Consider the following 26,499-nt stretch of genomic DNA (forward strand, 5'->3'; position numbering starts at 1 on the left):
TCAGCGGGACGCCTCGATGACGTACGCCGGCTGCCACCAGTAGTCGAACAGGCGGTGGGAGGAGACGGTGCCGAATCCGGCGCTCCGGAGCTCCGCCTCCCAGCTCGGCACGGACTGCTCGTAGTTGGCCCTGGCGCTCCCGGCGTCGAAGAACCCGAGGACCACGGGCACCAGGAAGCCCAACCCGACGAGGTCGCGGTGTTCGGTGTACTCCCGGACGCCCTGCTCGGCCTTCGCCAGCACCGGGAGGAACCACTCGGGGGAGAACGGGCGCGTGGTGTCCGGAACGTCGAAGACGACCAGCAGGAAGGACTCGCACCGGTCGCGGATCCACTCCAACACCCCGGATCGGCGGTCGGGCGCCAGGGCGTCGAAGGCGAAGGTGGACTGGACGACGGTCCACCTCGCGCCGTCCCACTCCCGCTGGACGTCCTCGATCCGGGCGTGCCGCACGCGGTGGGGCACGCCCGACTCCGCCAGCCCGGCCCTCGTGCGAGCGAGCAGCTCAGCCGACGGCTCGACCACGTCGACCCGGGAGAGCCCGGCATCCAGGACCGGCAGCAGGGCCATCCCGTCCCCGACGCCCACGTCGAGCACGGTGGGCGCGTCGAACCGGTGGTAGTGCCGCCGGAGCGCCTCCTGGGTGGCCGAGTAGAGGCCCACGTTGCCGCCACCCCGGATGAACGCCTGGAACGCGGCGGGCGTGTCGTAGACGCGGTCACCCCGCGTGTGGCCGGAACCCAGGTACAGCGCCAGCAGGCGCGCGAACTCACCGTCGGGATCGAGTTCGACGGCCAGCCGCGCCGCGGCCAGGGCGGTGTCGGGGGCGCGGTCGTGATGCGCCCAGATCGCGAGGAACAACGCGCTCTCGGGGGCGCTGGTCCCGGCGAGCAGGTCCCCCGGCGCCTCGCCCGCCAGCCGCGCCGCCGCCATCCGTGACACCGACATGCCGAACCCCGATCCCTCGCTGGAAGTCCCGTCGCCTCGCCCGCCCGCGTCCGTCGAGGGCGGTCCGCCCGGGCCGGGGTGACGACCGGCGGGAACCGGCCCCCGGCGTGGCGGGTGCCCGCGACCATGATCGCCCCGAGCCGCGTGGACGGACACTAGTGAGGGACGGGCGGGCCAGCAAGAGGCCGAGCGGCCACCACCGCGCCCCCCGCACCTACCCTCCGGGGCGGGTCGCCCGGGGCTACCGGCGGCCGCCCCGCCACCGCCAGCCGAGGGCGGGATCGACCACGACCACCGGGCCGGCCGTCCGGCCCCCGGCCGAGGACTCCCACGACCGCGCGCCGCTGGCCTCGGCGACCCCGCGGCCCCTGCCTCCCTGACTGGCCGCGTGGGGGCGGACACCCGGCCGCGCCCGCCAGGACGGCCTCGCCTCGTCCCCCGGGTGACCTGGCCGACCGGGGCCACGCCAGCGCACCGCGACCTCCTGGCACCGCCACTGGACGGGCCTCACCGGCCGGTGAGGCGTCTAGTCTGCCGTGGTGTCCGAGCAGAGCCTCTCCGATCCGGAGGACCCACCGGAGCGGGAACCACGACGTTCGCTGTGGTCACGGGTGGTGCTCGACACCACGCCCCTGCGGGTCGCGCCCTTCCGCCGGCTCTGGCTGTCGACGGTCGTCACCTCCCTCGGCGCCCAGTTCGCCGCCGTCGCGGTGCCCAAACAGCTGTTCGACATCACCGGGTCCTCGGCCTACGTGGGACTCGCCGGGCTCTTCGGGTTGGTGCCGCTGCTCGTCTTCGGCCTGTGGGGTGGCGCGGTCGCCGACTGGATGGACCGGCGCGACCTCATGTTGGTCACCAACAGCGGGATCGCGCTCACCGCCCTGCTGCTGTGGTCGCAGGCGCTCGCGGGAACCACGTCGGTGTGGCTCGTCCTCGGCCTCTTCGCCCTCCAGCAGGCCTTCTTCGCGGTGAACATGCCCGCGCGGGTCGCGGCGGTCGCCCGGCTCATCCCACCCGCCCAGCTGCCGGCCGCCCAGGCCCTCACCGCGACGGTCGCCCAACTCGGCGCGGTGGTGGGCCCCCTGCTCGCCGGGGTGCTGCTCCCGTTCGTCGGGTTGGCCACCCTCTACCTGGTGGACGCGGTGGCGCTCGGCGCCGCCCTCTGGGCCGTGTGGCGACTGCCCGCGATGCCCCCGCTGGCCGGGGCGCCCCGCCGCCCGGGGCTGCGTTCGGTGGTCGAGGGGTTCCGCTACCTCTCCGGGCACCGCGTCCTGCTGGCGGGGCTGCTGGTGGACGTCATCGCGATGGTCGCCGGGATGCCCAGGGCGCTCTTCCCCGAGATGGCGGAACGGACCTTCGGGGACCCGCCGGGTGGCGGAGCCGCGCTCGGCCTGCTCTTCGCCGCCATCCCCGCGGGGGCGTTCGCCTGCGGGCTGCTCTCCGGTTGGGTCACCCGCGTCGCCAGGCAGGGGGTCGGGCTCACCGTGGCCGTCATCGTGTGGGGGCTCGCGGTGATCGGGTTCGGCCTGGCCGGCTCCCTGTGGCTCGCCGTCGCCTTCCTCGCACTCGGGGGCGCCGCCGACCTGGTCAGCTCGGTCTACCGGGGCGCGATGCTCCAGGTCGCGGCGACCGACGAGATGCGGGGCCGGATGCAGGGCGTCTTCACCGTCGTGGTCGCCGGCGGCCCCCGGCTGGCCGACGTGCTGCACGGGACAGCGGCCGCCGCCATCGGCACGGCGACCGCCGTGGTGGGCGGCGGCGTGCTCGTCGTGCTGCTCACCGTGGTGGCGGTGTGCGCCCTGCCGGCACTGTGGCGGTACCGGGCGCCGTCCTGACCGGCCGAGACCGAGCCGGTCGAGTCCGGACCGGACTCGGAGTCGGAGCGCGCCGGGGTGGGCCTGTCCGGGATCAGCCCCGCAGCTCGGGGAAGTCGGTGTCCCGGTACTCGTCGGCACGCCGGGTGCCCCGGTGCTCGGCCCGCTCGGCCCCCCGCAGCTCCACGCGCCGGATCTTGCCCGACACGGTCTTGGGCAGCTCACCGAACTCCAACCGGCGCACCCGCTTGTACGGAGCCAGCCTGGTCCTGGCGTGCGCCAGGATGGACCGGGCCGTCGCCTCCGACGGCTCGTGCCCCTCGGCGAGCGCCACGTACGCCTTCGGGACGGCGAGCCGCACCGGGTCCGGCGCGGGCACCACGGCGGCCTCCAACACCGCCGGGTGCTCCAGCAGCACGCTCTCCAACTCGAACGGGGAGATCCGGTAGTCGCTGGCCTTGAAGACGTCGTCCACCCTCCCCACGTAGGTCAGGTGGCCGTTCGGTTCCCACCTGGCCACGTCGCCGGTGTGGTACCGCCCGTCCCGAGTCGCGCTGGCCTGCTGTTCCGGAGCGTCCTGGTAGCCCACCATGAGCGCCGCCGGCGGTCCCCCCGCGAGCGGGATCGTGATCTCCCCCTCGCGGGCCGGTGCCCCCTCGGGGTCGACCAGTTCGACGTCGTACCCGGGCAGCGGCCGCCCCATCGAGCCCGGCGTCACCGGTTGACCTGGTGTGTTGCCGACCTGCGCGGTCGTCTCCGTCTGCCCGTAACCGTCGCGGACCGTGAGGTCCCACGCGCGGCGGACCCGGTCGATGACCTCGGGGTTCAACGGTTCGCCGGCCGCCACCACCTCGCGGAGCCGGGGCGACCACCGCTCCAGCTCCTCCTGCACCAGCATCCGCCACACCGTCGGCGGCGCGCACAGCGTCGTCGCGCCGCACCGTTCGACCTCGTCGAGCAGCCGGGAGGCGACGAACGGGCGTTGGTCGACCACCAACACGGTCGCCTCGGCGTTCCAGGGGGCGAACAGGCTGCTCCACGCGTGCTTGGCCCAGCCGGGGGAGGAGACGTTGACGTGCACGTCGCCGGGGCGGAGCCCGAGCCAGTACATGGTGGAGAGGTGGCCCACCGGGTAACTGGAGTGGGTGTGCCGGACCAGTTTGGGCAGGGCGGTCGTACCGGAGGTGAAGTACAGCAGGAGCGGGTCGTCGGCCCTCGTCGGGCCGTCCGCCACGAACCGCGGGCTCGCCGCCCCCGCCTCGGCCAGGTCGTGCCAGCCCTCCACCGGCCGGCCGACGGAGATCCGCGTCCAGTCGCCCTCGACACCGTCGAAGCCCGCGGTCCGCTCCGCCGCGCTGACCACGTGCCGCACCCGGCCCCGGGTCACCCGGTCGGCGAGGTCGTCCGGACCCAGCATCGTGGTGGCCGGAATGATCACGGCGCCCAGCTTGACGCAGGCCAGCACCGTCTCCCACAGTTCGACCTGGTTGCCCAGGACCACGAGCACGTGGTCGCCTCGACGCACGCCCGCCGCCCGCAACCAGTTCGCGACCCGCGAGGAGCGTTCGGCGAGTTCGGCGAAGCTGAGCCGCAGCTCGGTCCCGTCGTCGTGGACCAGCCAGAGCGCGGTCCTGGAGCCGCCGTTCGGCGCGGCGGCGAGCACGTCGAACCAGTCCAGCGCCCAGTTGAACTCGTCGAGAGCGGGCCACCGGAAAGCCTCGACGGCCGCGTCGAGGTCGTGGCGGTGCTGGAACAGGAGGTCGCGCGCGGCGCGGAAGGCGGTGGTGGCCGGGGACTCGGGGATCGCGTCCCCGGCACGGCCTGGGACGTCGGCGTTCGAGATCTCGTCTGCCACGGCATCCTCCTTGATGTCCTCCCCGAACCGTAGTCACGTCGGGCCGCGTGACGCGAGCGCCGGCCTCCACGGGGGAGATTCGGGGCGGCGGCCTTCACGCTGGGCTCCCAGAGGGGCACACTCTGTGGTCATGGCGGCGTCCGAGATGTCCGAGCGCGGTTCCGACGAGCCATCCTCGCGCGACGGCCAACCCGCGCTGCGCCGGGTGATGGGCACCCGGCTGCTGCTGCTGTTCGTGATCGGCAACATCCTGGGCACCGGCATCTACGCGCTCACCGGCCGGGTGGCTGGAGCGGTCGGCGGGGCCCTGTGGGTGCCGTTCCTGGTCGCCTTCCTCGTCGCGTTCCTCACGGCGTTCAGCTACGCGGAGCTGGTGGGCCGGTACCCGAGGGCCGCCGGCGCGGCCCTCTACGCCCACCGCGCCTTCCGGCGCCCCTTCCTCACCTTCATGGTGGCCTTCGCGGTCATGTGCTCCGGCATCACCTCGGCCGCCTCGGCGGCGCGGGCGGTCAGCGGCGACTACCTCCAGCAGTTCGTCAGCGTGCCCTGGCTGGCGGTGGCGGTCGGCTTCCTGGTGGTGCTCGCCCTGGTGAACTTCCGGGGTGTCGTGGAGTCGTTGGCCACCAACGTCGTCCTGACCGTGGTCGAGCTCGCCGGCCTGCTGATCGTGGTCGGGATCGGAGTGGGCGCGGTGGCCAGCGGGGCCGGGGAGCCGGCGAGGCTGCTGGAGTTCAACGCGGAGCAGGGGCCGCTGCTCGCGGTCACCTCCGCGACCGCGCTCGCGTTCTTCGCGCTGGTGGGATTCGAGGATTCGGTGAATCTGGGCAGTTGACGCGAACACGTAACCCTCCGACGCTGAGCCCATGAACAGTGTTCACGGGTACACCAGCCGATACGTGGCGATCTACTGCCGCATCTCAGTCGACCGTAACGGCCGTGCGGAAGGGGTGGCAGCCCAAGAGCGCTGGGGCAGGTCCTACGCAGCTCAGATGTGGCCGGGGCTCCCGGTGCGGGTCTTCCGTGATAACGACGTGACAGCGACGCGGGATGACGTCGTCCGGCCGGAGTACCAGAAGCTGACGGAGGCGATCGAGCGTGGCGAGGTCGCACACGTCTGGGCTGTGGAGCAATATCGGATTGAGCGTCGCGAAATAGCATGGTTCGTGTTGGCGGACAAAATGGAAGCCGCCGGGATAAGCGAGCTTCATACAAACCGGGACGGCATTGTCCGTGTGCGGGACGAAGTGGCAGGGATCAAGGCTGTGCTCGGGGCCAGTGAAGTCAGAAGGCTCAAGAAAAGGTTGAATGACACGCTGGCTGAAAAGGCCGCATTGGGTGAGCCTCCGGGAGGTCGCCCCTTTGGCTATAGGCACGCTAGGCCGACGTGCAAGGATGATCCGAAAACGTACAAAATAATTCCCGAAGAGGCCGAAGCGATTCGCCAGGCGGCGGATTGGGTTCTAATGGGTTGGTCGCTTGCAAGTATCGAATCCGAGTTGCAGTCCCGGGGAGTTCGAGGTAGGCATGGCGGAGTCATTCGCGCAACATCCATTAAACGGATGGTAACTGGTCCGACCGTTGCCGGGTATCGCGTCTATCGTGGCAATATCATAGGTAAGGGGAATTGGAAGCCAATCTTGGACGAGGAGACATGGAAGGCGTGTAGGCTCAAGTTGTCGCAGCCCCGCCGGGTGATCAGAAAAGATGGAAAAGGGGAGTACGCTATCCCAGCAAAAAACTCGGGGTTCACGGGGCGTCGCTATCTTCTGACTGGCGGGCTTGTTGTATGTGGCGTATGCGGGGCGCCGCTGAGTGGGGCACCGAGGAAAGTGTCTAAGAAGTACGTCCCCTACGTGTACTGCAATGCAAGGAATGGCGGGTCTGGCTGTGTGGGTACGGTCATGGCAAGAATCGATGATTACGTGATTGGAGAGCTGTTCGACAAGTTGGACAAGCCAGAGTTTCTGAATGCGATAGCCGCTGACAACCATTCGGCGCGACGGAACGAGTTGGTCAACTCCCTAGACGCCATCGAACAGCAACGGCGGGAACTCGCGGCTATGTGGGCGACGCCTGGAGAGCTAACGGTTTCAGAGTGGCAGGAAGCCCGACGTGGCCTTCAGATGCATGAGCAGGCGCTGCGGCGAGAGCTTTCGGAGATTCCTCCTCCAGTGGTCAATGTCGATATCTCGCAAGCTCGGAACGGTTGGCAAAGCATGACTTTGGACGAAAAGCGCCACTTTGTAAGGATCTTCATTGACCGAATCGTTCTCCATCGCGCGGGCAAAAGGTATTCGCTCGTGTATGACACTAGTAGAATTCAAATAGAGTGGCGCTCTCGCTAGCAGAGTAGGTAATGGGCCGGCAACCGATTGTGCTCGTTGGAAGCCAATCGGTTGCCGGCTTTCCTGTTTAGAATTTCCGCTGATGCGCGAATTTCTGCTGGCGTTCTAGTGCGGCTCTGACGATTCGAGCGGCCGCCGCAAGAGCGCGAGGGTCATCAACCGCTAGGGTCTCGCCCTGACCGTAGCCTTCCTGGTCGCCGCGTTCCTGCGCAGCGTCTGCCGGGGCTTCTTCCATCAGGCGCTGTCCGGGCCGTGGGGGAGGGAACGGCCGCCCGGCGGAGGCGAGCCGCTTGCTGGTCGACATTGCTCGTGTGCGGTCCTCGCTGTCCCTGGCCTCCCTGACTGTGGTTCTCCCTGGTCCGCCGGGGGAACCTGGCTTGGAGATCGGCCGGGGCTTCCTCCCTCGCTCCCGGGTGGCTCCCCCTCCTCCTCCCTGCCTCGCGATGCCAGCGCGGTGGAGACGTCTCGGCTGCGCACCACCATGTTCCCGCCCGACTTGGCGGGGCGGATTCCATAAGAGTCAAGCGCGGTGCGGAGGTCACGTCCAGTCCATCCTTCGTATGCTTCCGGATTGAGCTCAGCCAGCCTCGTGAGAACGATCTGTGTTCTCAGACGCGTTTGCCCGTCCATGATCTCTGTGATGTCATCCAGGATGTCGGGACTTGGCCCCGGAGATTCACTGCGGTCGGTGTCCCGGGCTATCGCTCTTCCCTGTTCCTCAATGAGCGCCAAGGAACGCTGTATTACCGGGGTCACCTCGTCTTCGCCGTCCTCCAACGGGATATAGAATGTCCTGACCAGCTCGAACGGTTCATCGGTGATTCCCACCGCGACACAGGTACCCCGGTCGGCCGTGATCCTCAGGTCAGTAGCACGGATACCTGCCGCGTATTTTCCGGCACCGAGCAAGCCGTCATTCGCCACCTGGTCCGCCACCGAAAACGCGACGCCACAGGTGATGTTGCGAGTCACCTCCCTGGGAATGGAATCCTTCGTCGGCGACTGCGTGGCCAACAGAAGACTGATTCCGTATTTCCTCCCGCGCTTGATGAGGCGCACCGCCAGTTCTGCCGCGCGTCTCCCGAACCGAGGGTGCTGGAACAGCTCGTGACACTCGTCAATCCCGCACAGAATCGGGTGCAGACCGAGCGCCCGCCGGTCGGCCAGCTTGCGAGACACCTTGGGAGGGCTCCCCGGTTGCTGACCGAGCACCTTTCCGCGACGTTCCATTTCCACTAGGAGATCTTCGAGAGCGGTGGTGGTGGACTCCGCCACCGCGTCGTCTAGTCCCATTTGGTAGCGCGCCAGCCTAGGAGCGAATGGCGCGAAGTCCGGAGACTCCCCGAGAATGAATGCCCACATGTCCGTAGTCGGGTCCAGTGCGGCACCCAGCATGAGCGTGCGAAGAGCAGACGACTTCCCCTGGCCTGGCCGACCACCAATCAACCACGTCATGCCGACCAAGGGAGCTGTGAGTACCTGGCCGCGTTGGGAGAGACCGAACGGAACGCCGTCGAAAACGTCGACCTCCTGCCCCTCATCCAGTAACGGCCATCGACCCGCGCCGGACTTCAGCACTCCCTTGTCCGCGATCCACAGATCCAGAATTCCATCCTCCTCCCCTTTCGTCGGCCACGTTTCCAGCGACGAACGACCGAGGTTGGCAGCCAGTTTCGATCGGCGCGCTGCGACCATGTCGGCCGTCACCCCGAGAGGAAGCCGGACTTGAGCGGACGTGCCGTCCCCATCTCTCCGTGCGGGTACCGGATAGATCAGGTCACCGCCGTCGGTGAAGAAGCGGTTGAGGGGGGCGATTCCGAGATGAGCCAGCGCCCGCGAGATCATGCGTTCGTCCACCCACGAGCCCTCGTCCCGGTCCGGGCGAACCAACCAGCCCGCCCCCGGTGAGCGGTCTCGCCCCTCGACAGCGGCTGCTATCAGCCACCCACCCACGGCCGCCCACACCAGGAGAGAACCCCACTCACGGAAGAAGCCGCCCACGTCCCCAACCAGGTCCCGTGTGGCTTCCCACCACGGCCAGGTTCGCTCCGGCCCGGTCACAGAGTCCACCAGGTGCAGCACAACCGCTGTGAGCACCAGGACACTCGTCCCGATCGCTACCCGGCGCAGCCCCGCACCGAACCGCGCCCACCTGGCCCGTGCGTCGGCCCGAATGGCCTCCTGAGCGGCCCTCCGAGCGACAGCGTCCCCGGACAGCCGGGCCGCTCGTGCGTCCGCTCTCAGATCCCCGTAGGTGAAGGTCGTCCATGCCCGTGCGATCCATCGGCCGTGACCCCGTACCGCGAACCACGCCAGACGGAGCACGTCCCGAGGAAACACCTGAACGCGGTAGGCCAGGGTGGTCCGGATCCACCGACCCCCCGACGCCCGCGAACGGCGAGCGGCACCCCGGAGGAAGGCGACCACCGCAGTCACCAGGTCCCGCAGTCTCCGCGTGAGGGCGTGCCGCCGGGACTGTGAGAGCGGCTCCTGTCCTGCGGTGGACCCATCGTCGGCGAGCTGGGCCAGCAGCGCCCTGGCTTCCGGTTCCCGTCCGTCCGATTCGGCGTTCATCGGCGACCGTCCCGGGGCGGCTCGATCGCGGTCACCACTACGGCCTTGGTCACCGTGTAGGCCGCGAACACGGCGGGCAGAGCCAGCACGCCCAGGCGGAGCCAGGCGTTCGACGCGTACACCATGACCGCCCATTGCGTCACCACGATGACGCTGGCCGTCAGCAGCACGCGCCCGCCCAGCGATGCCACGCGCGTCCGGGCGGGTTCTCCCGAGGGGCGGGACCTTCGTCGGCCGGTTCGGCACAGCAGCACCAATGCGGCCAGTGCGAGGAACCCGAGAATCACTGGGGCCGACGACAACGCGTCCTCCGTCATCGAGCACCCCCCGACGACTCCGGAAGATCACGGTTCTCGGTGTCGCTCCAGTGTCGGAACAGCGCGCGCCGGTCGTCTTCGTTCAATCCCCCGAAAACGCCCTGGGTGTCCATGCCAGCCGAGTCGAATTCGACTTCGAGGCATTCTTTCCGCACCGTGCAGTCGGCGCAGAGTTGCGCCGCCAGGTCTCGGTCACGTGTGACACCCATTCGATCCCACGGGGGAACCTCGGTCAGATCGGGCGTCATGCACTGGCCGACGTTCTGCACTCGTTCGCGGTGGAGGTCGATCGCCCGGTTCTCTCCGTGGGTCATCGGCGACCGCCTTCACCATCGGCGACCATCAGTCGGGTCAGCGAGACGGTCGGAATGACCACCTGGGAACGGCGGCGGACCGCCAGTAGGGTTCGCGTGCGCACCATGCGGCACACGTCGTCTTCCGACACGTTGAGGAGCCAGGCTGCGGTTCGCAGCGAGACGAAGTCTTTTCGCCAGGGGCGAATACGATTGCACATCAGGGTGAGCCCTTCGGTCGATTGCTTCCGTGACCTGATCGGCCACTGCAATCGATTACGCATCACCGCAGCGGAGATAGCTATGCGCACCATAGAATAGGCGTATTCCCTGGTGAACTATGCGCAGGTCACGCCCTTTTCGTCAAGATCAATCATTCTGAGGTGGAATATTCTTCCGTCGTTATTCTCGGCTGGAATCTGCGTCCGGTGTCGCTCGCTACTCCGTGGTAGCGTGGGGGCTGTGTGAGCGATGACCCCGACGAAAGCGCAGGTAGGGTAGCGTGACTGAAGACTTCTCCTCAGCGTCAACGTGGAGGATTCTGGCGGACGCAGGCCGCAGAGCACACTTCGACGGGGCCGGCGCTACGCTACTCAGGCTCGGTGAAAACGCACTCTACCGATTGGTGTCCGAACCCGTAGTCGTGCGCATTGCGCGGACTATGGATTATTGGGAGCAAGTCCAGAACGAGGTTGCAGTAGCACGGTGGCTCGCTGACATGGCTTATCCGGCCGCGCGCCTGGACGAACGAACTCAACCGCTTGACGTCAGCGGTCACCCGGTAACCTTCTGGCAATTCATTGGTGGCCGCGACGCTGGGCCAGGTGATGTTTCCCACCTGGCCCGGCTACTACGAGGATTTCATCAGCTCCAGAAGCCAGTTAAGTTCGACCTGCACCCGTACACCTTCGGAACGCGAATAGCAAGGCGACTGGAGACGGCTCCAATTTCTGACTCCGACAAGGTGTACCTGCGCGATAAATTCAGGGATCTCACCGAGGCAGTGGAATACCTGACCTTTCCATTGCCAGTTTCGGCGGTGCACGGCGACGCTCACATCAAGAATGTCATGATCTCACAGGACGGCGACGAACCACTGTTGATTGATTTCGAAAACACGGGATGGGGGCACCCGGAGTGGGATTTGGCCGTCACTGCTACTGAGTATGTCTCAGGTAGGCTTTGGACTGACGATCAGTACGGCGCCTTTGTAGACGCGTACGGATACGACATCACCACGTGGTCTGGATTCGAGGTATTGAAGCAGATACAGGAAATAAAAATGACGACCTGGCTCAGTCAAAATATCAACGAATCGCGTGCAGTGGCCGAGGAATTCTCCTTGCGGATGCGGACGATCAGAACCGGACTTGCTAGCGCTCCTTGGCAGGGGTACTGATTCAGAGAATCACTAGAGTCGGGTAGTGCGCGCTGAGGAGATCCCTGATGTCCTGACTCGACCGTGCATCCTTCGCGGCCAAGGACGAGTAAAAGTCGCGCAGGTACTTCACGTATCGTGCGGACTGAACTGAGAGGCCAGCGTGGATTGCCTCTCGTGCAAGTTCTACTGCCTGGTCTACGTCACCGCCCGCGAGCGTTCCCGAAGCGCCCACCATCCTCATGAACGCAAGAGTTCTCGCGGGAGTGTGGTCAGGGTCCATCGAAGCTTGTGCATATCGACGGCACTCCGCCGCTAGCCCGAGGTCACGGAAGCAGTGCGCTGCTTCACTCGCCAGTTCAAACTTGTCAAAGTAGGAGACCCAGGGCGGGTCATTCTCAGGGTTCCGGGACTCGAACAATCGTTCGGCGCGCTGTAAAGCCCTAACGGTCCCGGGGGCGTCACCGAGACTTGCTAATGCCCGCGCTTCCATCGCCACGAACATCGCACGGGCTGTGTTCGACAGCGTTCCCGCTGAAATCGTGACCGCGTCACGTGCGTAGTGCAAAGCCTCATCGAACCTGCCCAGAAAATTCGCCTGGTGTGACAAGTTGGAAAAAATCCGTCCTGCCATGACCAGGTCGTTCGTGTGGCGAGCTAGGCGCAAGGCTTGGTTGAAGTACCGGCGCGCCGCATCGTGACTGCCGGCGTCGTAGGCACTCCACCCGAGCAACTGAAGTGTTTCAGCGCCAGCCCCGAGCACATCATTGCGAAGTGCCTCATCAGGGAACCGCCAGGAAAGCAATGGAGCTACCTCGTCCTGAAAATAACGCGACAGCAACCGACGCGTGTGACCGCCACCCCGCTTGAGATCAATAGCCATGAGATCGGCTACCGTCTCACGAATGGTGCTGGCCAACGTCAGCGGGGAGACTGACGGAAGTAGATTGTCCTCGTCAAGGATAAAGCTGGATGCAATATCAGACAGGTCCTGCCAGGCCCCTTGTGGCGTAACCAAACCTGATTCCACAACAGCGATTGAAGATGATCGGGGGGAAGGCTGGACCCTGGTCAGGCGACTTTGGCCAGGCATGTCGAACCACAGAAACTCCTGTGGAATCATCAGCACCTTGCAGTAGTGGCGCAAGGTCTCCAAGTTGTATTCCGGTCGACGTCCATTCTCAATCTTCGAAATCTGGGCTTGCGTGAGACCGAGCCAGCGCCCGAGGAGTTCCTGGTTAAGAGCCTTCCCGAATACCCGAATATGGTGGGGATGGTTGCGATACACCTTGAAAACGCGACCGATATGCTGACTTTCAAAGGCGGCCAAGAAATCGTCGGTCCGCCAGAAATCGTCGGGCAACCCTGCGGGTGGGGTGCGAAACTGGTCGCGCTGCTCACGATGACACCGACCGCACAGGCGGCTGGAGTTGTCGGACGTGAGGGCGGCGGAACATCCCGCACAGCGTCGCTCGCCGTTACCTCCCGCAGAGCCTGTCAGCCCCAGGCGTCCGCTCATGTGGCCTCCTCGCCGTAGGCGTCACGCGCCAGGGTAACAGCGCAAGTACCTTTCACCAATGGGTGACACGCTTGTCTACGTGGCGATATGCCGTCACGAGCATGTGGCATTCCGAGATCGGCATAGACCGACAAGGGCGCGGACGTGACGATCTAGGCACCGAATTCCAGACTTGGTAAGGAGTGGTTGGACTCGTGGCAGCGAAACAGTGTTCGTGACGGCGGCCCTGACTACAGGCAGCGTTCGCGTCACCCGTGGAGCCGCCGAAAGCTTCGCTCTCATTGACGAAGTGTTGAGGACGGAACATGTGAGTTGGGAGACCACACTGAACGTTGGGGATGTCGCCTACTACCAATCCAAGGAGGGACCCTACCCAAATCACGAGTTTCGGATTAGCGTTCGACCTTCTTTTGGCATTGCCGCATGTTGTTATATCGACCATGACGATGAGGATATGCCGTTCGCTAGGTCGTGGAGCTCGCAGCAACTCTCGGCACGCGCACATCTTATCTATAGCGGTGCCACGGGTGCGGTGTTTCCGAGAACTGCCGCTATCCTGATCCCGCGAGCGCGGGAAGGGCTCAGGGAATGGCTGGCGACTCGAAAGCGCCCTACGTGCATTGAATGGCGACCAATGCGCGCGTAACTGAAAGATTTCTTGCTGCTGCGTGGCGAGGGGACAGGCTACGCACTCGGTAAGAGCAGATCCCGAGCAGGGGCGAGGCGACCCCGATACGTTTCGCCCCTGTTCGGTTCCATTCGCCCCGGAGTGACGGACTATGGAGCCCGCTAAACATAAAACGCGGTACGAATCCGAGAGGCTGGAAGCGATGACGGTCAAGAAAGTGCAAGCTACGAGGTTGGGCTTGGAGGACCTTCTTGGCGAGTTGCGTCACCGGAACTGGACTCTGGTCCGATGGGGGCCGCGAGACTGCCCGGAACTCATAGCGGCGTTTCATCAATGGCCGACGGCCAGTGACGTCCTGATCCTTCGGGGCGAAAAGGATGCGTCTGCGTATCGGATAGCGGCGAGTAAGGACAGCCGTCAGTTGTGGAACCCGGAAAGCGTGCTGTACCAGTTCCACGCATCGGCGCTGTGGACGCTCCGAGCGATACTCACGATCGAAGCGCCCGGCCGTCCCGGCTCACCCCGCACGCCTGAACGCGCAGCCCGTGCGTGTCTCCTACCGAGCAAGCTTCCGCAGCCGGTCGTGCTCCGCCCGCTCTCGGCACATCCAGAGACCGAGCCAGCGCGGGCACCAGGGGATCGGCGCGACAGGTAGGGCCGGTACCGCCGCGAGGGCCTGCCGCGCAGCCTGCCTGCCCATGACCGTCAGAAGGCCCGGCGGCCCCGGACGAGGGTGGTTACGTGTTCGCAACAACTGCCCCTCGCGGAGGAGGCGAGGGACCCGGCCAGGGTGTTCCCCCGGGGGCTGTTCTGGGGGTTGGGGATCACGGGACTGGTGTACCTGGCCGTCGCCCTCACCACGTCCCTGCTGGTCCCGACGGACGTGCTCGCCGGGTCCACGGGACCGCTGCTGGAGGTGGTGCGGGCGGGGGCCCCGGCGTTCCCGTTGATCGTCTTCTCGGCCATCGCGATCTGCGCGGTGACGAACTCGGCGTTGATGAACATGCTGATGGCGAGTCGACTGCTCTACGGGATGGCTCGGGAGCGGATCATCCCCGGTCGGTTCGGCCTGGTGCACCCACGGCGGCGCACCCCGTGGGTCGCGATCGTCGTCACGACGGCGGTGGCCGTGGTGCTGGTGAGCACCGTGGACATCGCCCTGCTCGGTGGCACCACCTCGCTGATGTTGCTGGTGGTGTTCACCGTGGTCAACGTCGCGGTTCTGGTGCTGCGCCGGGAACCGGTGGCGCACCCCCACTTCCGGGCCCCGACGGCGCTGCCGGTGCTCGGCGCGGCCACCTGCCTGTACCTCGCCAGCCCGCTCACCGGACGACCGGTGGAGGAGTACGTGGTGGCCGCCGTGCTGCTGGCGGTCGGCGTCGGGCTGTGGGCGCTGAACCGGTTCGTCCTCGGCCGTGCCGCCCGGGGTGGCCGGTCGGTGGCGCGTCCCCCGGAGCCCTCCCCTTCGGAGGGAGGACCGGAGTGAGACCGGCTGATCCGTCGTGACGGGCGGTCCGGTGCGCCGGCCGGTGGTGGGTCAGGGCGGCGGGGGAATGCGTCCGACAACTCGGCGGGTGCCGGCCAGGACGGTTGACAGTGGGACGGCGGGCGGTGGTTGACTCCCGCCATGAGCATTCGTCCGGTCACCGGAACCCAGTTCGAGATCGCGCACGGTTCCAGTCGCTGCGTCCTCACCGAGGTCGGCGCCGCGATCCGGGTGTTCGAAGTGGACGGCAGGCCGCTGGTCGAGACCTACCCCGAGGATGTCCTGCCTCCCTACGGATCGGGGACGCAGCTGGTGCCGTGGGCGAACCGGGTGGCGGACGGCCGGTGGGTCCTGGACGGGGAACCGCAGCAGCTCGCGCTCACCGAACCCAGGAGGAACAACGCCATCCACGGCCTGACCAGGACCGTGTCCTGGGAGGTCCGGGAGCGGACCGCCTCGTCGATCCTCTTCGCGACCACGGTCAACCCGCAGCCGGGCTGGCCCGTCGCCCTGGCCGCGACCCTCGCCTACGCGCTCTCCGACGACGGCTTGACCGTCACCTACGGCGTCGAGAACCTCGGGGACCGCCCGACGCCCTTCGGCGTCGGAGCCCACCCGTTCCCCCGCGCCGGGCATGCCCGCACCGAGGACTGCGTGATCCGGCTCGCCGCCGAGACGCGGCTGCCGGTGGACGATCGCCTGTTGCCCACCGGGTCGCCGGTCCCGGTGGCCGGCACCGACCACGACTTCCGGGTCCCGCGCCCGCTGGGGGCGACGCGTCTCGACACCGCCTTCGGCGGTTGCCGGCCCGGATCGGACGGACTGGTGCATCACCAGGTGCTGGCGCAGGACGGTACCGGCGTGGACATCTGGGCGGAGCCGGTGTTCGGGTGGGTGCAGGTCTTCACCCCTGATGACTACCCCGGGCGGGGCCTCGCGGTGGCGATCGAGCCGGTGACCAGTCCGCCCGACGCGCTCAACTCCGGTACGGACCTGCTCACGGTCGCCCCGGGAGAGCGCTGGACCGGGTCCTGGGGGATGCGGCCGGTGTAGGCCGGGGCCTGACGGCGGCCGGGACCGGTTCCGTTAGCGTTGCTAACCATGAATGTGGCGATTCGTGGCGGATACGTGGTGCCGGTTGACGGGGAACCGATCAGCGGCGGCACCGTTCTCATCCAGGACGGCAGGATCACGGCCGTCGGTCCGGACTCGTCGGTCGAGGTGCCCGCCGGGGTGTCCATCGTGGACGCCTCGGGCCAGTGGGTGCTCCCCGGTTTCGTGGAGTCGCACGCTCACCTCGGCGTGCACGAGGAGGGCGAGGGCTGGGCCGGCAACGACACCAACGAGATGACCGATCCCAACGGTGGCCGGCTGCGGGCGATCGACGGGATCAACCCGGCGGAGCAGGGGTTCCGGGACGCGCTGGCCGGGGGCGTGACCACCTCGGTCATCAAGCCGGGCTCGGGCAACCCGATCGGCGGGCAGACCGTCGCCGTGAAGAACTGGGGCCGCACCGTCGACGAGATGCTGGTGCGGAATCCCGTCAGCGTGAAGAGCGCGCTCGGGGAGAACCCCAAGCGGGTCTACGGGGAGCAGAAGCGCCTCCCCTCCACCCGTCTCGGCGTGGCCGCCGTCATCCGGGACGCCTTCCTGAAGGCGCAGGACTACCGCGAGAAGCGGGCGGCGGCCCTGGAGAAGGGGGACCCCTTCGAGCGGGACGCGACGTCGGAGATCCTGGTGCGGGTGCTCGACCGGGAGATCCCGTGGTGCCAGCACACGCACCGCGCCGACGACATCGCCACCGCGATCCGGTTGGCCGACGAGTTCGGGTACCGGCTGGTGGTCAACCACGGCACCGAGGGGCACCTCATCGCCGACCTGCTGGCGGAGCGGGACATCCCGGTGATCATCGGCCCGCTGTTCACCAGCCGGTCGAAGGTCGAGGTGCGCAACCGGGGCCTGCGCAACCCCGGCATCCTCGCCAGGGCTGGCGTGCGAATCGCGATCATGACCGACCACCCGGTGGTGCCGATCGAGTTCCTCGTCTACCAGGCCGCGCTGTCGGTGAAGGAGGGGCTCGACCCGGCCGAGGCGCTCCGTTCCCTGACGGTGAACCCGGCCAGCATCATGGGACTGGACGACAGGGTCGGCTCGCTGCGCCCCGGTCTCGACGGGGACGTGGTGCTGTGGTCCGGTGATCCGCTGGACATCATGAACCGGGCGCTGCGGACGTTCGTCAACGGGCGGGAGGTCGCCCGTTTCGACGAGACCCGGGGCGAGCACGTGGTCGTCGACCCCTACTACCGCGAGGCGTGACGTGATCGTCGTCGGAGGTGAGGCACTGGTCGACCTGGTGCCGGCCGCGCGTCCCGAGCCGTCCGGGACCACGGAGTTGGCGGACCTGTCCCCTCGGTTGGGCGGCGGTCCGTACAACGTGGCCATCGCGCTGGCGTTGCTGGACACCAGGGTCGCGTTCCTGTCGAGGGTGTCCGAGGACGCCTTCGGGCGCGCGTTGGTCGACCGGCTCGACTCGTCGGGAGTGGACCTGTCGCTGCTCCAGCGGGGGCAGGAGCCCACGACGCTGGCGGTGGTGGGGTTGGGTGCGGACGGTTCGGCCCGGTACACGTTCTACGTGGAGGGCACGGCCGACCGGGTGGTCGCCGACCCGGGTCCGCTCCCGGCCGAGGTTCGGGCGGTGTGCCTCGGCACGCTGGGCATGGTCCTCGAACCCGGTGCGAGCCGGTACGAGGACCTGTTGCGCCGGGAGTCGGCCAGGGGAACGCTCGTGGCCCTCGACCCGAACATCAGGGCCGAGATGATCGAGGACGCGGCCGCGTACCGGCGCCGCTTCCTCGGGTGGCTGCCGGACGTCGGACTGCTGAAGCTGTCGGTGGAGGACGCCGCCTGGCTCGCCGGGGTGGAGCTCGGCGAGGACCCCGAGGAGGGGTTGCCCGCGGTGGTGGCCGCCGCCCGGGAGTGGCGGGGCGCGGGGCCCGCCGCCGTGGTCCTCACCCTGGGCGGGGACGGGCTGCTCGCCCTCACGGGGGATGACGAGGTCGTCCGCGTGCCGGGGGTCCCCGTCGAGGTGGTCGACACCATCGGAGCGGGCGACACGGTCTGCGCCGCGTTGTTGGCCTGGCTGGAGGACCGGGAGTTGCTCTCGCCCGACCGGCTCCGCGCGGCGGGGCGGGAGGCCTGGGAGGGCGCGCTGGGTTTCGCCGCCCAGGCGGCGGCGATCACCTGCTCCCGTCCGGGAGCGCAGCCACCCCGGTCCGGGGACCTCGCCGGGTGGAGGTTGAACTCCTGACACCTGCCTGACCTGGTGGTCCGGCGGTGTCCGGGCACAAGGAGTTCCGGGACAGGTCGACGAGGTCCCCGCGAGCGCCGGGAGATCGTCACGGCCGAATTCCTCGGGCTGAGGAAACGGTTCGCGATCTCCCGGCCTCGTTCACCGCTGGATCAGAGAATGTCGATTTCGAGGTTGACCAGCAGGTTGATCAGAGAGTCAATGATGATCACAGCGTTTCACCTAACCTGGAGTGATTCCGATTCCGATTCTTTTTCACGTTGCGGCCGCAGAAGGAAAGCTATCTCGTTGATCCGTTGTTGTCGTCACCCGAAACGGCAGCATGATCGTCACGTTTCGTGACTGCCCTGCACGAAGGGTGATCCGGCGTGGGAAGGATTGCGCGGCCCGTCGTGTCGAACGAATGACACCACGACTGTCCGTAGTCGACTCGGGCTGCATGCGGAGCGTTTTATGGTCCTCACTCGTCCGTGGCGCCGTCATCAGATAGGCGGAGAAGTGGGGGAACGTCTCTAGTTGCTCTGCTTGAGCGACACCGTCACCCACACGAGTGGGCTGGACGCCGTGGGTGCGCGTTCGGGTGCGGAGTGTGATGCCCCTCTCGTTCTCGGGGAGCGCCATCCTGAGGGTGCCCGTCGGGGTGCGGCCGCCCCTCCGGGACGCCCGGGGGAGCGCGTTCCCCGCCCTGGTGCGCGGCAGATCACACCCCGCTCGGCCACGGCATGTGACGGTGGTCCCACCTGGGCCTTCTGGTGAACACCACGGGTAGGCGAGGGGGAATTCGGCGACTAGCGTGAGCAACGACAGGACCCCGACGAGGCGGTGCTGACGTGCGACCGGTGGCCAGCCCGGCCGGGCCCCTGCGGCCGGAGGTGGCGATCCCACTCGCCTGCGCGTCGTCTCGTCCGAGTGTGAGAGGGACTCGCATGCCCGCCGACGCGAATGCCCATCGTTCCGTTGCGCTGCGCCACCAGGGCAGCGACCACGAGATGGCGTTGATCTCCCCGGCCGAAGGCGCACCGGGTGTTGATGTGAAGAAGCTGCTCGCGGACACGGGGCTGGTGACGCTGGATCCGGGCTTCGTGAATACCGCGGCCTGCTCCTCCGCCATCACCTACATCGACGGTGACGCCGGAATTCTCCGGTACCGTGGTTACTCGATCGAGCAGCTCGCCGAGCGGTCGAACTTCCTCGAGGTCAGCTACCTCCTCATCTACGGTGAGCTGCCCACGAAGACCGAACTCGACGAATTCACCGAGAAGGTCCAGCGGCACACCCTGCTGCACGAGGACCTGAAACGGTTCTTCGACGGCTTCCCCCGGGACGCGCACCCGATGCCGGTGCTGTCCTCGGCGGTGTCCGCGCTGTCGACCTTCTACCAGGACAGCCTGAACCCGCTCGACCCCGAGCAGGTCGAGATCTCCACGATCCGCCTCCTGGCCAAGCTGCCGACCATCGCCGCGTACGCGTACAAGAAGTCGGTCGGCCAGCCGTTCCTCTACCCGGACAACTCCCACGGCCTGGTGGAGAACTTCCTCCGCATGACCTTCGGCCTGCCGGCGGAGCCCTACGACGTCGACCCGGCGCTGGTGAAGGCGCTGGACCTGCTCTTCGTGCTGCACGCCGACCACGAGCAGAACTGCTCCACCTCGACGGTCCGCCTGGTCGGCTCCTCCGAGGCCAACCTGTTCGCCAGCATCTCGGCCGGCATCAACGCGCTCTTCGGTCCGCTGCACGGCGGCGCCAACCAGGCCGTGCTGGAGATGCTGGAGGGCATCCACAAGGACGGCGGCGACGTCGACACCTTCGTGAACCGGGTCAAGAACAAGGAGGCCGGGGTCAAGCTGATGGGCTTCGGCCACCGGGTCTACAAGAACTACGACCCCAGGGCGGCCATCGTCAAGCGCACCGCCGACGAGGTCCTGGGCAAGCTGGGCGTGAACGACCCGCTCCTGGACATCGCGATGAAGCTCGAGGAGCGCGCCCTCTCCGACGACTACTTCGTGCAGCGGAAGCTGTACCCGAACGTCGACTTCTACACGGGCCTGATCTACAAGGCGATGGGCTTCCCGACGCGGATGTTCACCGTGCTGTTCGCGCTCGGCCGGCTTCCCGGCTGGATCGCCCAGTGGCGCGAGATGATCAACGACCCGGTGCGCAAGATCGGCCGGCCGCGCCAGCTGTACACCGGCTACACCGAACGCGAGTTCGTGGCCATCGACGAGCGCTGAGCCGCTCGCACCAGCGCCGGCGGGCGCGCCGTGGGCCCCTCAGGGTGTCGGGATTCCTGAGGGGCCCACGCGCGTCCCGACCCGGTGAGCCGAGGCCCCTCCCCGCCCCGACCTCGGGCGGAGGGCCGCCGTCGTCCTCGGATGCCGGGGGCGGACCTCGCCGGCGGCACCACGCCGGACCCGAGGGCGCGACCCCTCGACCGGAGCCGTCCGGGCGCGGACGTGCCCCCGCACCGGCTGGTCGACCTCCCCCGCGACCTCGCGGTCGCCGGTCCGCTCCGGCCAGCACCCGCCCCACTCGTGGTCCGGTCCCGGGTTGGCCCGCCCGGTGGGAGCGAGCGCGGTCCCCCCGTCGTCCCCGAGGCCGACGACCCGGAACGACGACGGCCCGGCCGGAGTGATCCGGCCGGGCCGCCCTGGTGTTCCTCCCGGGTTCAGCCGCGCAGTGCGTCGCGGAGCTTGACCCGGCTGCCCGTGCGGAGCACGGCGTTGCTGTACAACCGGCCACCGACCCAGACGAAGACACCGGTCGCGGCGATCGACAGCGCGACAGCCAGTGCGATCTCCCACGGCTCGGCCACACCCAGCGCGGTCCTGGTCGACATCAGGGTCGGCGAGAACAGCGGGACGTAGGACAACACCGCCGACACCGTGTCGTTGGCGTCGTTCATCAGGCGGGGGAAACCGATGACGAACGGCAGCACCGCCAGCAGGGTGATCGGCGTGGTGACGCTGCTGGCGTCCTCCTGCCGCGACACCAGCGAACCCGCGGTGGCGAAGAGCGCGGCGAAGGAGAGGAACCCGAGCAGGTACCACATCACCGTCGAGAGGATGGTCAGCGCCGCCGCGCCGGGGAGGGTGAACGCGTCCAGCGCGACGCCCGCGACCACCCCGACGATCCCGATCGCGGCGACCTGGATCAGCCCGACCGTACCGATGCCCAGGACCTTGCCCAGCATGAGCTGCCAGGGCCGCAGGGTCGACAGCAGCAGCTCGACGACCCGGCTCGCCTTCTCCTCGATGACGCCCATCGTGACCATCGACCCGTACAGGATCACCGCCATGTACAGGAGGAAGGCGGAGGCGACGGCGAGCATCAGCCGCTGGCCCAGGTCCTCGTCGACCTGGCCGAGCGCCCGCACCTCGACGGTGGTGCCTGCGACCTCCTGCTGGACGGCGACGGGGTCCAGTCCGGCCTCGCTGATCCGCTCGTTCAGCGCCTGCTGCTGCACCACGGCGGTCAGGACCCCGTTGAGCTGGGTGTCCAGCTCCTCATCGACCACCGCCACCGGCTCGCTCGGCGATCCCGTGAGCAGGACGTCGAGGTCGCCGTCCCGGACCCGCTGCTCGGCCGCGGCGGCGTCGGTGACGTCCTCCACCTCGATGGTCTGCCCGAGGGCGTCCCCGGCGACGGTGAGCTGTTCACCGATCACCGCGGTGTCCGAGGTGACCCCGACCCGGCTGGTGCTCTCGCCGTTGCCCAGGAAGGAGATGAGCGCGATGTAACCGCCGATGGCGAGGATGATCGCGAGCGTCCCGAAGATGAAGGCCTTCGACCGCACGCGGGTGGTGATCTCGCGGCGGGCCACCAACCAGGTGCCCTGGGCCGCGCCCACCTGCCGCTGCTGGGTGGGGGCGCTCATGCTGCGACCTCCTGGGTGACGACGTTGCGGAACAGGTCGGTGAGGGTCTGCTGCTGGGTGGCGAACTCGTGGACCGGGCCGGTGGCCAGCGCGGCGTGGAGCAGCGCCTGGTCGTCGGCGGAGTCGTCGAGCTCGACGAGGAACCGGCCGCCGTCCGCCTCCAGGGTGGTGACCCCCGGAACGCCCTCGGCCCAGGTCGCACCCGCCCGGGGCGCCACCACCAGCACCCGGCGGTTGCCCTGGCTGCGCAGCGCCTCCACGGTGTCGCAGGCGACCATCTCGCCGCCCCGGATGATGCCCACCCGGTCGCACAGCCGTTCGACGAGGTCGAGCTGGTGGCTGGAGAAGACCACCGGGCAGCCCTCGGCCGCCTTCTCGCGCAGGACCCCGCTCATGACCTCGACCGCCACCGGGTCGAGACCGGAGAACGGTTCGTCCAGGATCAGGACCTCGGGGTCGTGCACCAGGGCGGCGGCCAGCTGGACCCGCTGCTGGTTGCCCAGGCTCAGCTTCTGCACCTCGTCACCACGGCGCTCGGCCACGCCGAGCCGTTCGGTCCAGGCCTCCATCGCGGACTGCGCCGCGCGGCCGCCCATGCCGTGGATCTGCGCCAGGTAGACCAGCTGCTCGCCCACCTTCATCTTCGGGTAGAGGCCGCGCTCCTCCGGCATGTAGCCGATGCGGGCGCGCACGGCGAGGTCGACCGCCCCGCCCTTCCACCGCACCTCGCCCGAGTCGCTGGCCAGCACACCCAGCGCGATGCGCATCGTGGTGGTCTTGCCGGCGCCGTTGCTGCCGACGAAGCCGAAGAGCTCGCCCGCGGCGACGGAGAAGCTCAGTTCCCGCAGCGCGGTGCGCTCCCCGTACCTCTTGGTCAGCCGGTCGAACTCCAACATCGATGGGGTCACACCAATTCCTCTCCCCAGCTAGGCCGGTCGTGTTCACCGGCGGGTCCGTGTGCCGGCTCCACCCGCGTGGGCGGGGCCGGGGTGGCGGTCGCGGCCGGACGCGGAGCGCCTCGACGGCCGCCCGCCCTCAGTTGCCCATTCCCACGGGCTGTCCCTCGCGCGTGCTGGTGGTGGCGCCCTGGCAGCCGTCCGCCTCCCCCGGCGGCGTGGGCTCAGCGGGGCGGGACGGGCCAGCGTCGGCCGGCGGCACCGGAGGGACGTCGACGATGTCGGCGTCCTCGTCGGGCAGCATCCAGGCGAGCAGGACCGTGGGCAGGCAGGCCAACAGGAACGTCACGGCCGCGAGCACCGCGGCCCCGCTCACCGCCGAGCGCGGCGAGTCCGCGGTGACGACCAGGTACGCCGCGACGCAGAGGTTCGCGGGGATCACCAACTGGAAGGAGACGTGGGTCAGGCGGTCCCGGAGCGTCCGCTCCCACTCGTCCAGGGTGGTCGTCATCGACTCCGCGATGGTGTTGGTGAGCACTCGCAGCAGGAACCAGCTGAGCACGCACAGCAGGTAGACGGGCAGGTAGACGAGGAGGAACGCGTCGCCGAGCGAGTCGACCGACGCCGTGGTCACCACCAGGGACGCGGCCAGCAGGGCGTGGCACAGCACCGCGGCGCGGCGGCGCCGCCGCTGGCGCAACGAGGGGAACCAGGACGACTGGCGTTCCCGCCACCGGTGTTGCGCCTCGGCGCTGTACTCGCTCCACTCCCGTGCCCTGCCGGCGATGCCCCTCACCGCTCACTCCTCACCGGGCGGTAGACCGCCTGAGACAGCGGAGCGAACGGCTGGCGGCTGAAGACCGCCTCCACGGGGAGGTCGAAGACCTCGCAGATCCGCATCGCGAGGTCCAGGCTCGGGTAGTGGTCGCCGCGTTCCAGCGCGCCTACCGTCTGCGGGTTCACCTCCACCGCCTTCGCCAGTTCCGTCCTGCTCATCCTGCGTTCCGCCCGGAGCACGGCCAGTCGGTTGTGGATGGGCCGACTGGCTCCTCGCCGCACTGGGCTCATGGGGTGGGAGTGTTGCAAAAACCCAACAGGATGACAACTTGATCGGCAGAGTCGCTACTCGGAGTAGTAATCCGGTGGAGAGGTGACCCGGGTTTCGTTCCTTCGTTTCACTCGTCTGGCGGTGATGGTGTCCGGGGGCGCGGGCTGGTCGTGATCGCTCGTTCTCGACGTCATGTCGCGTCCGGGCCGGCGATCTCGGGCGGTGCGGTGCTCGTCCCCGCGTCCGCCGCGGCGAGGCGTTCGGGCGCGGCTGCCATGCCCGCCGGCCCCGTTCCCGTGGGCTGACCCATCACCGAGGCGGCCAGGGTCGCGACTCCGGCTCGTACCCGCTCGGCCGGCCAGTCGTCGAGGTGGGCGACGAGGTCGCTGCGCACCGCCGCGAGGAGGGCGTGGGCGAGGAAGTCGGCGGCCTCGGGGCCACGCGCCTCGGCGATCAGCTCCGCGAGTTGACGGTGCCAGTGGTCGTAGCCGGCGTTGGTGTACGGGCTCCCGCCTCCCTGGTTCTCGAGGGCCCGCGCCAGGGCGCGGTTCTCGGACTTGAAACGGAGGGTGGCGGTCATGAGGAGTGTGACGTTCTCCAGCGGGCTCCGCGCGGGATCTGGCGCCAGGGATGTGCGCAGCCGCTCCGTGCGCTCCTCGTAGAGCGCCCGGATCAGGCCCGCCCGGTCGCCGAACCGGCGGAAGAGCGTGCCCTTGCCCACCCGGGCCTCGGCCGCGATGTCGTCCATCGACACCCGCTCCGGGTCGTCGGTCGCGTCGAAGAGCCGCCCGGCGGCCCGGAGGACGGCTTCTCGGTTCCGTTCGGCATCGGCACGCACCGGGTGCCCCCTTACAACCGGACCGTCGGTCCGATAACGTAGTGGACTGTCAGTCCGGATCGTACTGGTCCGGAACGCGACCACGAAGGGGCCACCCGTGCCAGACGATCCCGCCGACCTCCTCCACCGGGGCGTCGCTTCCCTGCTCGCCGGCGACATGGCCGGCTTCGTCGACCTCTACGCCGACGACGCCGTCCTCGAGCTGCCCTTCGCGCCACCCGGAGCGCCACGCCGGCTCGAAGGGCGGGCCGCGATCCACGAGTACCTGCGCGATTACCCCAACCGGCTCGACGTCCGGGAGATCACCGACACCATCACGCACCGGACGGACGACCCGGGCACCATCATCGTGGAGTTCACCGCCAACGGCCTCGTCGTGCCCACCGGCCGGCCGTACCAGGCGCGGTACGTCACCGTTCTCTCCACCCGGAACGGGCGCATCCAGCACCACCGCGACTACTGGAACCCCCTCGCCTTCCAGCTCGAAGGCGGGGAGGGGGGCGAGCGGTGACCGTCCTCGTCATCGGTGGCACCGGCACCACGGGCCGCCTGGTCGCCAGGGAACTGCGGGAACGCGGGTGTCCGAACCGCGTGGCCAGCAGGAACGGGACCGGGGATCGGGTCCGCTTCGACTGGTACGACGCCTCCACCCACCGGAACGCCCTCAGCGGAGCCGACGCGGTGTACCTCGTCGCGCCCGTCGGCGACCCCGACCCGATGCCGGTCATGGGGCCGTTCCTCGAACTCGCGGCCAGGGGCGGCGTCCGACGGGTGGTGCTGCTCAGCTCGTCCGCCATCCCGGCGGGCGGGCCGGGCCTGGGCGCGGCGCACGCCCGCCTGGGGGAGCTGTTCGCCGAGTGGGCGGTGCTCCGGCCGTCCTGGTTCATGGAGAACTTCACCGGCCACCACCCCCACGCGCGTTCGGCCAGGGACCACGGGGAGATCGTCAGCGCCACCGGCGACGGTCGGGTCGCCTTCGTCGCCGCCGAGGACATCGCCGAGGTGGCGGTCAGCGCCCTACTGGACCCCACGCCCCACAACACCGACCACGTCATCACCGGGCCGGAGTGCCTCAGCTACGACGACGTGGCCGCGACCCTCAGCGAGGTCACCTCGCGTCCGGTGCGCCACCGCCGCGTCAGCGTCATCGAACTGGCCGGGAGACTCGCGGACGCCGGCGTCCCGTCGGAGTTCGCCACCGTCCTCGCCGCGATGGACGCGGCGATCGCGGACGGCGCGGAGGACCGGACGACCACCGTCGTCCGGGACCTCACCGGGCGCCCACCCCGGCCGTTCCGGGAGGTGGTGTCCGCCGCTTCGGGGCCCAACGGCCCCTGACCCTGACGCCCGCGCGGCCGGGACGCCTGGGCGTCCCGGCC

Annotated in this window: 23 protein-coding genes and 1 pseudogene; 12 read left to right on the plus strand and 12 right to left on the minus strand. The window is 68.4% G+C overall.

Going from position 1 to position 26,499, the window contains the following annotated elements:
* Positions 1-948 (minus strand): class I SAM-dependent methyltransferase, encoded by a 948-nt coding sequence (locus ACOJVX_RS02250; protein ID WP_422647203.1) that lies wholly within the window; start codon positions 946-948, stop codon positions 1-3.
* Positions 949-1,484: 536 nt separating this feature from the next.
* On the opposite strand from ACOJVX_RS02250, the gene ACOJVX_RS02255 reads away from it, so the two are divergent.
* Positions 1,485-2,783 carry an MFS transporter gene (locus tag ACOJVX_RS02255; protein WP_081715214.1) on the plus strand — a complete coding sequence of 433 codons (1,299 nt, stop codon included), beginning with the start codon at positions 1,485-1,487 and terminating at the stop codon, positions 2,781-2,783.
* 73 nt (positions 2,784-2,856) lie between these two features.
* Here the strand turns inward: ACOJVX_RS02255 and ACOJVX_RS02260 are convergent, their stop codons facing one another.
* A complete protein-coding gene (locus tag ACOJVX_RS02260; RefSeq protein ID WP_030104310.1) occupies positions 2,857-4,566 on the minus strand; it encodes an AMP-binding protein in 1,710 nt (569 codons plus the stop codon).
* A gap of 196 nt (positions 4,567-4,762) precedes the next feature.
* Between ACOJVX_RS02260 and ACOJVX_RS02265 the strand changes: the two are divergent.
* Positions 4,763-5,440, plus strand: a pseudogene (locus tag ACOJVX_RS02265) (APC family permease); the annotation flags it as partial.
* Between the two features lie 40 nt (positions 5,441-5,480).
* Positions 5,481-6,962 (plus strand): recombinase family protein, encoded by a 1,482-nt coding sequence (locus ACOJVX_RS02270; protein WP_418155422.1) that lies wholly within the window; start codon positions 5,481-5,483, stop codon positions 6,960-6,962.
* A 234-nt stretch (positions 6,963-7,196) separates the two neighbouring features.
* Here ACOJVX_RS02270 and ACOJVX_RS02275 read toward each other — a convergent pair whose 3' ends face one another.
* The 4 genes from ACOJVX_RS02275 to ACOJVX_RS02290 form a co-directional block, all read right to left on the minus strand.
* The gene (locus ACOJVX_RS02275; RefSeq protein ID WP_418155423.1) at positions 7,197-9,032 is read right to left on the minus strand and encodes a hypothetical protein; all 1,836 of its coding nucleotides are present in this window, start codon (positions 9,030-9,032) and stop codon (positions 7,197-7,199) included.
* A 500-nt stretch (positions 9,033-9,532) separates the two neighbouring features.
* Entirely contained in the window at positions 9,533-9,853 is a 321-nt protein-coding gene (locus ACOJVX_RS02280) for a hypothetical protein (protein WP_418155424.1), read from the minus strand.
* Positions 9,850-10,167: a WhiB family transcriptional regulator gene (locus tag ACOJVX_RS02285; RefSeq protein ID WP_418155425.1), complete on the minus strand. Its 318-nt coding sequence runs from the start codon at positions 10,165-10,167 to the stop codon at positions 9,850-9,852. Before ACOJVX_RS02285 ends, ACOJVX_RS02280 begins: the two co-directional genes overlap by 4 nt.
* On the minus strand, positions 10,164-10,460 hold the full coding sequence (locus tag ACOJVX_RS02290; RefSeq protein WP_418155426.1) for a hypothetical protein: 297 nt from the start codon (positions 10,458-10,460) through the stop codon (positions 10,164-10,166). Before ACOJVX_RS02290 ends, ACOJVX_RS02285 begins: the two co-directional genes overlap by 4 nt.
* A 188-nt stretch (positions 10,461-10,648) precedes the next feature.
* On the opposite strand from ACOJVX_RS02290, the gene ACOJVX_RS02295 reads away from it, so the two are divergent.
* Entirely contained in the window at positions 10,649-11,545 is an 897-nt protein-coding gene (locus ACOJVX_RS02295) for a phosphotransferase family protein (protein WP_422647204.1), read from the plus strand.
* Position 11,546: 1 nt separating this feature from the next.
* Here ACOJVX_RS02295 and ACOJVX_RS02300 read toward each other — a convergent pair whose 3' ends face one another.
* Positions 11,547-13,043 carry a hypothetical protein gene (locus ACOJVX_RS02300; protein ID WP_418155428.1) on the minus strand — a complete coding sequence of 499 codons (1,497 nt, stop codon included), beginning with the start codon at positions 13,041-13,043 and terminating at the stop codon, positions 11,547-11,549.
* 214 nt (positions 13,044-13,257) lie between these two features.
* Between ACOJVX_RS02300 and ACOJVX_RS02305 the strand changes: the two genes are divergently transcribed.
* The 6 genes from ACOJVX_RS02305 (at position 13,258) to ACOJVX_RS02330 (ending at position 20,695) form a co-directional block, all read left to right on the plus strand.
* Positions 13,258-13,689, plus strand: a complete 432-nt coding sequence (locus ACOJVX_RS02305) for an Imm1 family immunity protein (RefSeq protein WP_418155429.1) — start codon at positions 13,258-13,260, stop codon at positions 13,687-13,689.
* Between the two features lie 715 nt (positions 13,690-14,404).
* On the plus strand, positions 14,405-15,157 hold the full coding sequence (locus ACOJVX_RS02310) for an APC family permease (RefSeq protein ID WP_418155430.1): 753 nt from the start codon (positions 14,405-14,407) through the stop codon (positions 15,155-15,157).
* 141 nt (positions 15,158-15,298) lie between these two features.
* Positions 15,299-16,210 (plus strand): aldose 1-epimerase family protein, encoded by a 912-nt coding sequence (locus ACOJVX_RS02315; RefSeq protein ID WP_026417487.1) that lies wholly within the window; start codon positions 15,299-15,301, stop codon positions 16,208-16,210.
* Positions 16,211-16,258: 48 nt separating this feature from the next.
* Positions 16,259-17,473 carry an amidohydrolase gene (locus tag ACOJVX_RS02320; protein WP_026417486.1) on the plus strand — a complete coding sequence of 405 codons (1,215 nt, stop codon included), beginning with the start codon at positions 16,259-16,261 and terminating at the stop codon, positions 17,471-17,473.
* Position 17,474: 1 nt separating this feature from the next.
* A complete protein-coding gene (locus tag ACOJVX_RS02325; RefSeq protein WP_026417485.1) occupies positions 17,475-18,464 on the plus strand; it encodes a carbohydrate kinase family protein in 990 nt (329 codons plus the stop codon).
* A 926-nt stretch (positions 18,465-19,390) separates the two neighbouring features.
* Entirely contained in the window at positions 19,391-20,695 is a 1,305-nt protein-coding gene (locus tag ACOJVX_RS02330; protein WP_030104305.1) for a citrate synthase, read from the plus strand.
* A gap of 434 nt (positions 20,696-21,129) precedes the next feature.
* Here the strand turns inward: ACOJVX_RS02330 and ACOJVX_RS02335 are convergent, their stop codons facing one another.
* The 5 genes from ACOJVX_RS02335 to ACOJVX_RS02355 form a co-directional block, all read right to left on the minus strand.
* The gene (locus ACOJVX_RS02335; RefSeq protein ID WP_030104304.1) at positions 21,130-22,338 is read right to left on the minus strand and encodes an ABC transporter permease; all 1,209 of its coding nucleotides are present in this window, start codon (positions 22,336-22,338) and stop codon (positions 21,130-21,132) included.
* Complete coding sequence (locus ACOJVX_RS02340; RefSeq protein WP_103055789.1) at positions 22,335-23,246, minus strand: ABC transporter ATP-binding protein; 912 nt, start codon at positions 23,244-23,246, stop codon at positions 22,335-22,337. Before ACOJVX_RS02340 ends, ACOJVX_RS02335 begins: the two co-directional genes overlap by 4 nt.
* 127 nt (positions 23,247-23,373) lie before the next feature.
* Positions 23,374-24,030: a hypothetical protein gene (locus tag ACOJVX_RS02345; RefSeq protein WP_030104302.1), complete on the minus strand. Its 657-nt coding sequence runs from the start codon at positions 24,028-24,030 to the stop codon at positions 23,374-23,376.
* Entirely contained in the window at positions 24,027-24,302 is a 276-nt protein-coding gene (locus tag ACOJVX_RS02350; protein WP_026417480.1) for a helix-turn-helix transcriptional regulator, read from the minus strand. The genes ACOJVX_RS02345 and ACOJVX_RS02350 overlap by 4 nt, the downstream gene beginning before the upstream one ends.
* Before the next feature lie 170 nt (positions 24,303-24,472).
* A complete protein-coding gene (locus ACOJVX_RS02355) occupies positions 24,473-25,120 on the minus strand; it encodes a TetR/AcrR family transcriptional regulator (protein ID WP_418155434.1) in 648 nt (215 codons plus the stop codon).
* A 97-nt stretch (positions 25,121-25,217) separates the two neighbouring features.
* Between ACOJVX_RS02355 and ACOJVX_RS02360 the strand changes: the two genes are divergently transcribed.
* Both ACOJVX_RS02360 and ACOJVX_RS02365 read left to right on the plus strand, forming a co-directional pair.
* A complete protein-coding gene (locus tag ACOJVX_RS02360) occupies positions 25,218-25,631 on the plus strand; it encodes a nuclear transport factor 2 family protein (protein WP_081893352.1) in 414 nt (137 codons plus the stop codon).
* The gene (locus ACOJVX_RS02365; protein ID WP_030104299.1) at positions 25,628-26,458 is read left to right on the plus strand and encodes an ergot alkaloid biosynthesis protein; all 831 of its coding nucleotides are present in this window, start codon (positions 25,628-25,630) and stop codon (positions 26,456-26,458) included. The genes ACOJVX_RS02360 and ACOJVX_RS02365 overlap by 4 nt, the downstream gene beginning before the upstream one ends.
* Positions 26,459-26,499 lie beyond the last annotated feature (41 nt).

It is taken from the genome of Actinoalloteichus caeruleus (assembly GCF_049311605.1).
GTDB classification, from domain to species: Bacteria; Actinomycetota; Actinomycetes; order Mycobacteriales; family Pseudonocardiaceae; genus Actinoalloteichus_B; species Actinoalloteichus_B caeruleus.

What these genes read in the sequence shown, in the direction of transcription:
- ACOJVX_RS02250 (WP_422647203.1), bottom strand. Translation starts at nt 948, where the DNA reads ATGTCGGTGTCACGGATGGCGGCGGCGCGGCTGGCGGGCGAGGCGCCG.
- ACOJVX_RS02270 (WP_418155422.1), top strand. Translation starts at nt 5,481, where the DNA reads ATGAACAGTGTTCACGGGTACACCAGCCGATACGTGGCGATCTACTGC.
- ACOJVX_RS02280 (WP_418155424.1), bottom strand. Translation starts at nt 9,853, where the DNA reads ATGACGGAGGACGCGTTGTCGTCGGCCCCAGTGATTCTCGGGTTCCTC.
- ACOJVX_RS02285 (WP_418155425.1), bottom strand. Translation starts at nt 10,167, where the DNA reads ATGACCCACGGAGAGAACCGGGCGATCGACCTCCACCGCGAACGAGTG.
- ACOJVX_RS02290 (WP_418155426.1), bottom strand. Translation starts at nt 10,460, where the DNA reads ATGGTGCGCATAGCTATCTCCGCTGCGGTGATGCGTAATCGATTGCAG.
- ACOJVX_RS02300 (WP_418155428.1), bottom strand. Translation starts at nt 13,043, where the DNA reads ATGAGCGGACGCCTGGGGCTGACAGGCTCTGCGGGAGGTAACGGCGAG.
- ACOJVX_RS02315 (WP_026417487.1), top strand. Translation starts at nt 15,299, where the DNA reads ATGAGCATTCGTCCGGTCACCGGAACCCAGTTCGAGATCGCGCACGGT.
- ACOJVX_RS02320 (WP_026417486.1), top strand. Translation starts at nt 16,259, where the DNA reads ATGAATGTGGCGATTCGTGGCGGATACGTGGTGCCGGTTGACGGGGAA.
- ACOJVX_RS02330 (WP_030104305.1), top strand. Translation starts at nt 19,391, where the DNA reads ATGCCCGCCGACGCGAATGCCCATCGTTCCGTTGCGCTGCGCCACCAG.
- ACOJVX_RS02335 (WP_030104304.1), bottom strand. Translation starts at nt 22,338, where the DNA reads ATGAGCGCCCCCACCCAGCAGCGGCAGGTGGGCGCGGCCCAGGGCACC.
- ACOJVX_RS02350 (WP_026417480.1), bottom strand. Translation starts at nt 24,302, where the DNA reads ATGAGCCCAGTGCGGCGAGGAGCCAGTCGGCCCATCCACAACCGACTG.